General features: G+C 67.2%; 6 protein-coding genes. 1 reads left to right on the forward strand and 5 read right to left on the reverse strand.

What is annotated here, in order from left to right:
- Nucleotides 1-18 precede the first annotated feature (18 nt).
- From IE277_RS30990 to IE277_RS31010, 5 genes are all read right to left on the reverse strand, one after another.
- A complete protein-coding gene (locus IE277_RS30990) occupies nt 19-1,056 on the reverse strand; it encodes a polyprenyl synthetase family protein (RefSeq protein WP_229882093.1) in 1,038 nt (345 codons plus the stop codon).
- 912 nt (nt 1,057-1,968) lie between these two features.
- A complete protein-coding gene (locus IE277_RS30995) occupies nt 1,969-2,580 on the reverse strand; it encodes a class I SAM-dependent methyltransferase (protein WP_189957008.1) in 612 nt (203 codons plus the stop codon).
- A gap of 241 nt (nt 2,581-2,821) precedes the next feature.
- Nucleotides 2,822-3,241: a DUF6086 family protein gene (locus tag IE277_RS31000; protein ID WP_373310931.1), complete on the reverse strand. Its 420-nt coding sequence runs from the start codon at nt 3,239-3,241 to the stop codon at nt 2,822-2,824.
- A gap of 64 nt (nt 3,242-3,305) precedes the next feature.
- Complete coding sequence (locus IE277_RS31005; protein ID WP_189957009.1) at nt 3,306-4,430, reverse strand: alpha/beta hydrolase; 1,125 nt, start codon at nt 4,428-4,430, stop codon at nt 3,306-3,308.
- A gap of 347 nt (nt 4,431-4,777) precedes the next feature.
- The gene (locus IE277_RS31010) at nt 4,778-5,653 is read right to left on the reverse strand and encodes a polysaccharide deacetylase family protein (protein ID WP_229882094.1); all 876 of its coding nucleotides are present in this window, start codon (nt 5,651-5,653) and stop codon (nt 4,778-4,780) included.
- Between the two features lie 349 nt (nt 5,654-6,002).
- Between IE277_RS31010 and IE277_RS31015 the strand changes: the two genes are divergently transcribed.
- Nucleotides 6,003-6,269, forward strand: a complete 267-nt coding sequence (locus IE277_RS31015) for a hypothetical protein (protein ID WP_189957010.1) — start codon at nt 6,003-6,005, stop codon at nt 6,267-6,269.
- The last annotated feature ends 235 nt before the right edge of the window (nt 6,270-6,504 follow it).

Here is a 6,504-nt window from a genome sequence, read left to right on the forward strand (position 1 = left end):
GCTCGTTATGTGCCGTGGTCATGTTGTCCTTGTGGTGGTTGCGTCGGCGAGCTGCCGCAAGGCGGCGGTCGCGGCGGGCGGGAACGGGGCTTGTTCCAGGGCATGTTGGGCCCGTGCGCGGCGGTGGGCGATCATGCCCTCGACTGCTTGGAGGGCGCCGGTGGCGGTGAGGATGTCCCGGATGCGGGCGGCGCCCTCCTCGCTCAGGGCAGGGTCGCCGACCAGGGTGTGCAGGGCCTCGCGCTGGACAGCATCAGCGCGCTGGAGGGCCAGGGCCATCAGCACGGTGTGCTTGCCGTCCCGCAGGTCTTCCCACGACGACTTGCCGGTCGCCGCCGGATCGCCGAAGGCGCCAAGGATGTCGTCGCGGAGCTGGAAGGCTTCGCCGATGGGCAGCGCGTAGGCGCTCAGTGCGCTGCGGACGGCCGCTGAGGCGCCCGCCAGGGCCGCGCCGACCTGGAGGGGGCGTTCACAGGTGTAGGTGGCGGTCTTGTAGCGCGCGATGCGCAGCGCCACCTCGACGTCCTCGCCGGTGTGGCCAGTCGTGAGCAGGTCCAGGTACTGGCCGTAGACCACCTCGGTGCGCATGGCATCGACCAGAGGCAGGACCGCGGTGAGCTGGGCGGATGTGAGGTCGGCGGTGTGCAGGAGCTCATCTGCCCAGGCCAGGGCCAGGTCACCGACCAGGATGGCCGCACTGGTGCCGAGGCGGTCGGCTGCGCCGCGACCGGCTCTCCCTTGGTGGAGAGCCGCGAGGGCGCGGTGGACCGTGGGCCGTCCGCGGCGGGTGGCCGAGTCGTCCATGATGTCGTCGTGGATGAGGCAGAAGGCGTGGAACATCTCCAGCGAGGCAGCCACCTGCACCACCGGCGCCGGGGCCTGACCGCGGGCGCGACCGGCGGTGTGCCAGCCCAGCACGCACAGCAGGGGCCGGAGGCGTTTGCCGCCTGCGGCCAGGAAATCCCCCAGGGCCCGGGACAACTCGGCGGGCAGGCCCTGCGCGGCTGCGGTGCGCTCCTTGGCCGCCTGGAAGTCGTCCAGACGGGCGTCGACCACGCGGCAAATCCTCGCCATGTCGAGGGAAGACGCCGTCACCTCAGTAGCTGCCACCTGTCCCGCCTCCCGTCGGACCGGGCCCTGGGCCTCAGCCGCAGGCGCCCTTCGGTCTTGCCCCGCCGCCACGTTGGCCGGCCAGGACCGCCAAGCCCTGCTCAGGCATGCACGGCATATGTGCCGAACATGCCAACAAGGGGTGGCGGCATGATCCTGGCGGGGTCCTCGCCCGCACGGTAGGGCTGCTTTCCGCCTAGGACCGAAACGAGCCATCCGAAGGGCGCATCACCGCCGGCCGCCAGGGCTCCGTCCGCGTAACTGACGTTGACGGAGGAGTCGTTCGACGCACTCACCCAGGGCAAGGGTGCGGGGGAGACCTTCCAGAAGGGCATGGCTGCGGCGCTCAATGCCCGGCCTGCCGCCGGGGGTGTCCGTCGTCGTCACGGAGCCGACGCCCACGAGGCCGATGACATGGTGGCCCTGGTCAAGAGCCGGGGTCTGGACCACCAAAGACGGGATGCCGAAGGTTCACCCAATCGGCCGACCGGGATCAGCATGTCTGGCTACGTCGCACGGCGACCCTGGTCACTTTCCAACAGCGTCATCAGGGTGAGCATGTGCCCAGCTGTCGCTCGCTCGTGAGTGGCCGTCATGCATCCCATGCGCCGCGCCGCACCACCAGCGCTGCTCGCTTGTCTGCTCATGGCGGGCTGCTCATCCGGTTCGCACTCCGGCTCGGGTGCGCCCGCAGCGGCTGGGACGTCGGGCAGCGTGGTTCCGGCGGAGGGGCCCCGCCGGGGAACGCGGTGGGCGCGGGGCCACAGACGAAGTACGCGGTGCAGCCGCCGCCCGCCGGTAGCTGCACGCAGAGGCTCCCGGACCCTGGACACCCCAAGCACCGTCTCGACCTGGAAGTCAGCCGCCTCGGGTCGCCCAGACCTCTACGTACGGTCCCCGGTCGACACTGTCGATCGTGAAGCCCGCACTGGCCACCGTGGCGGCGAACTCGTCTGGATCCCACACGGTGTACCACCGTCGGCCGTCCGGTTCATCGAGCCAGCCTGTACGGCCGGTGGCGCTCAAACACACGTATAGCCGGCCCCCGGGCCGCAGCAGTCCGGCGAACTGGCCCAGCACGTCCACCGCATCCACCAGGTCGAGGTGGACGAGCGACGCGGAGGCCCAGATCCCATCGAACGTTCCGGCCGGGAACCGCGATCCGACCTCGCGCAGGTCACACTCAGAGGTAGGCGCGTGGGCGTTGACCATCGCCACGAACACCGAATTGAGGTCGACACCACGCACCACATGCCCGTGCTTCCGGAACCTTGCAAGGTCACGGCCCGGACCACACCCTGCGTCAAGGATCAGCGAGGGCACAGGCAAGGAGCCGGCGAACCGCTCAACACGATCCGCCATCTTCGGAGCATGCACGGCCGCGTAATCGTCGGCGTGGTCGCTGTAGGGGGCGACCGACTCAGCTACCGGGTCCGACTGCCCCCTGCGGAACGTGGTGCGTGACTTCATTCACCCATCCTGAGCTGCCCCTGCGCAATCAACCAGCGGCCAGATCGAAAAGGGATCAAGCTCATTCGCCCCACCCCAGCGATACAGGCGAGGCGGCAGTGTCTGTCTTCACCCTGACGCGCAAATGCCAGTAGGGCCGTACGTGCGAAAAGTCCGTCCGATCACCGGCAACGGCGTCCTCGCCTCGGATGGGCCAACCTCAACTCAGCGAGGCATGTCCTGTCCCAGCTCCCGTGCCTTCTCACACAGTCCCGCACCCCAGGCACTCCAGCCTGATCCCGGCACGCTCCGCGAGAACCAGCACGGTGGCGGTGAACCCCTCGGAGAGCGCAAGCACTATGGCATGGCTTGTTCTTCGGTGCTGCGCCAGAAGGGCGTTGACGAAGATCTTGAAGATGGCCGGGTCGATCTGGCACTCGTCGTTCTCCGTCGGTCCGATGCCGGATGAGAGCTCCCACTCCGCCTCGAAGATAGACACTTGGCGTCGGCACAGACGGGAGGCCCCGTTGGACAGGTTCCACAGAGTCTCGTCGCCTCTATCGAAGTCACCCGCCCGTCGTCGGCCGCCGCCCCGCGGACGTACGACCTCCGCCGGCGGAACCACCCGCCGGAACAGCGTCCGTAACTCATCCGGAACCAACCGCTCGATCAGACCCGTCATGCACCGCTCAACGGACAGTCACACCGAAGGAAACGGCGTCTTACGGGGCGTCAGGCGCAGACCTTCAGTGTGCGACCAGTCGCTCGCTCATCCACTGCAGCATCGGCGGGATCTCGCGCCCCCAGGTGTTGAAGTTGTGCCCGCCACTCGGAAGGATGATCGACGAAACCCTGGTCACGTTCGTGTCCTGCACGCTCTTGATGAACTTGAGTGTGTCCTTGTAGTTGTGCTCACCGACCTTGCTGCTTGTGACGAGCAGTGACGTCTCGGGCGCGGGCAGGTGCTTGATCGCCCAGAACAGGTCGGCACGATTCTGGAGGTTCTTGTCCCCGTGGAAGAGGTCTCCGGTGGTGGGGTCCAACGGCGCCTTGTAGTACGGCGACAGGCCCGCGGCGGCAGCGTACGAAGCCGGGTGGTGCATGGCGATCTTCAGCGCGCAGTAGCCGCCGGTCGAGTCGCCGGCGATGCCCCAGCTGGCGGGCGTCTTGTCGACCCGGTACTGGGCCGTCACCGAGTCGCGCAGGTCCTTGGCGAAGAAGGTCTCGCTCTGCGGGCCACCGGGGATGTCGACGCACTCGGTGTCCCGAGGTGGCGCCACGGTCGGCCGCAGCATCACCAGGATCATCGGCTGCATCTTGCCCCTCTTGGCCAACTGCTGTGCCGTGCTCGGGTAGTGCAGCTTGTCCACCAGCGCCTGTGCCGTGCCCGGGTAACCCGTGAGGATGACAGTAACGGGGAACTTGCGCGCGTGGTTCTGCGGCTGGAAGTACTCCGGGGGCAGGTACACGAACGCCGGTGTGGCGAGGTGGGTCGTACGGCCGATGATGTCGACCTTCTGGATCTGCCCGGACATCTGCGGCAACGGACTGCTCGCACCGCTGACGCGGGAGGCGGAGACCACGTGGACGGGGCTGCTGCCGCCCTCCGCTCCATGGTCGATGACCACTCCCTGGCCGGTCTCCTGACCGAACAGGTCGGACCAGCTCGCGTAGAACCCGAAGGCCTGATTCGTGGCGAGTCCCACCGTGGCGAAGAGCGCCAGCTGGGTGCTGAGCAGCAGTCCGACCCGTCCGCTGACGGCACGCCAGTTCTGCCGGGCCAAACGAGGCCACAGCCAGACCGTGCCGAGGAACAGTAGGACGGCGAGGACGATCGCCAGCATCAGCACTTTGTTGCTCGTGAGACCCATGAGCTGTTACCTGCCTGCGCTTTCCGCCCGGTGCTACCCGCGCTTTATTGCGAAGGCTTGACCGGGGCTTTTCTTTGTTTTTGACCCGACTTTCCGGTGAGGAGTGAACCTCTCCTCCCGAGACCCTCCTGGAGGGCCCAATGTCGCCGGATGCTCGATCGGATCCCGGGTCCAAGGTTTCTCGCAGAACTGCGAGAGGGGACGTCTGTCGGGAGAGATGGAAAAATGTCGGGTGAGGTTCCGATTCAGGGCCAGCCGACCGTGGCGCGTACCGCGCGTACCGCGCGGCCCCTGTCCCGAGGTCGAAAGAGTGCCACGGTGGCGATGCACCCTGATTTCCGGTCGATTCAGTGTCCGGCCGGCGGCTGTATGTAGTCCTCCAGGCGAGCCACCGCGAAGCCCTGTTCCCGTATGCGCTTGAGCAGATTCGCGAACATCTCCGTCATGGTGGCGCCCTTGAGCTCCGCAGGGCCGCGGAAATGGGCGAGGATGATGTCGCCGGGACGCAGCTTCTTACCTGGCTCTTGGTACTGCATTTTGCGTATCTGCATGGACTCGCGCCACCAGACGATGGCTCGCGGCCCGCACGCTCCCACCGCGATCTTGGTGTTGGTGTTGTACGCCCCGTAGGGCGGCCGGAAGAGGAACGGGGCGGTGCCGAACTGCTGGGTGAGGATCTTCTGGTCGCCGCACACCTCTTGCTTCTGGCGGACCAGTGGGATGGTGTTCATCGCGGGATGGTGAAGGGTGTGGTTCTGGATGTGGTTGCCCATCGCCTGCAGTGCCTTGAAGTACCCGTAGTCCGACTTGATGGCGTCGTTCATCAGGAACATCGTGATCGGGATCTTCAGGTCCCGCATCATCTCGATGAACTTGGGGTCCTTCTCCAGCCCGTCGTCGACGGTGATGAAGACGACCTTCTGGGACGTCGGTACGTGAGTGAAGACCGGAACCGGGCCGGTCGCGGACAGCCTGATGGGTTTGTCCACCGGGGGCGGGGGAGCCGCGGGCAGCGGTGTCAGGCCCCACTTGTGCCAGGCGGCCGGCTCAGCCGTGGCGTGCGACGCGGTCCCGGGCGTGCCGCCGACGGTGGCGGACGCCGACGAAGTGGCCGCCCGACCAGTTGCGTTCCCACCGCTCATGCCGCAGCCGCCTACCGACAGGGCCAGAAGCCCGCTGGCCAGCGGGGCGTAGAACCTGACGCCTGTGTTGCGTCGCTTCACCGTACCGGTCTCCTGACTGCAAAGCTGACCTTGACTCTGCTGGGACGGTAACCGCGGCACGAAAGGCGAAGTTCAGCGGAGGGTGAGAATATGGCCAAGGCCGACATCGCCTCCGGCACCATGGGGGTCGTCTCAGCCGGCGCCCAGCCAGGAGGCGGCCGGTGCGGCGGGTGAAGGAGTCGCCCAGATGCTTGGCGCCCGAGATCTTTTTCCGCGCTCGCTGTCGGAGCCGTGCAGACCGACTTGAGTGCGCGGGAGATCCTGTCCCAGTCCTGGCGGCCCGCGTAACGGATTCCTCGCGGACCCAGGGGACTTCGCGGGCCGTGTTGAACACCCACCAGTCCACGGCGTGACGCATGCGCTGGTTGGCGACGTAGCGGTCGTCCACGCGCTTGTTGAGGACCCGCACGTGGTCGTCGAGCAGGGCGAGCTGCTCGGCGAAGAGCACGGCGGTCAGTTCCTTGCCTGCCACGGTGCCTGGTGCTGCGGTCGGCAGATGCGTACGTATCCGTTCCACAAGCACCTCCGGGCGAGTGCGTCCGGAGTCGCCGTGCCGGCCGGTGAACGCCTTCATCCGCTCGGAACCGATACGGCGGGCCTGCTCACTGTGGGGTAGTCGCGCAGGGAGCAATTGTCGATACCTGGCGATGGGCTGAGCGTCTGTACGGCTGCGTCCCCCCATGTGCCGACAGAAACCTGCGCCGCCCTCGTTGCAGGGCAGGTGCCTCAAGGGGAACGGCAACAGCATGTCCCCGTCGGAGTGAAATACCGCCGGATCGCGCATGAATACTGAGCTTGCACGCCGAACCGTCTGGCCCGGTGCGGCGGTGGCCGTCAGTGGTGTTCGGCGG

This window comes from Streptomyces alanosinicus (assembly GCF_014650595.1).
GTDB classification, from domain to species: domain Bacteria; phylum Actinomycetota; class Actinomycetes; order Streptomycetales; family Streptomycetaceae; genus Streptomyces; species Streptomyces alanosinicus.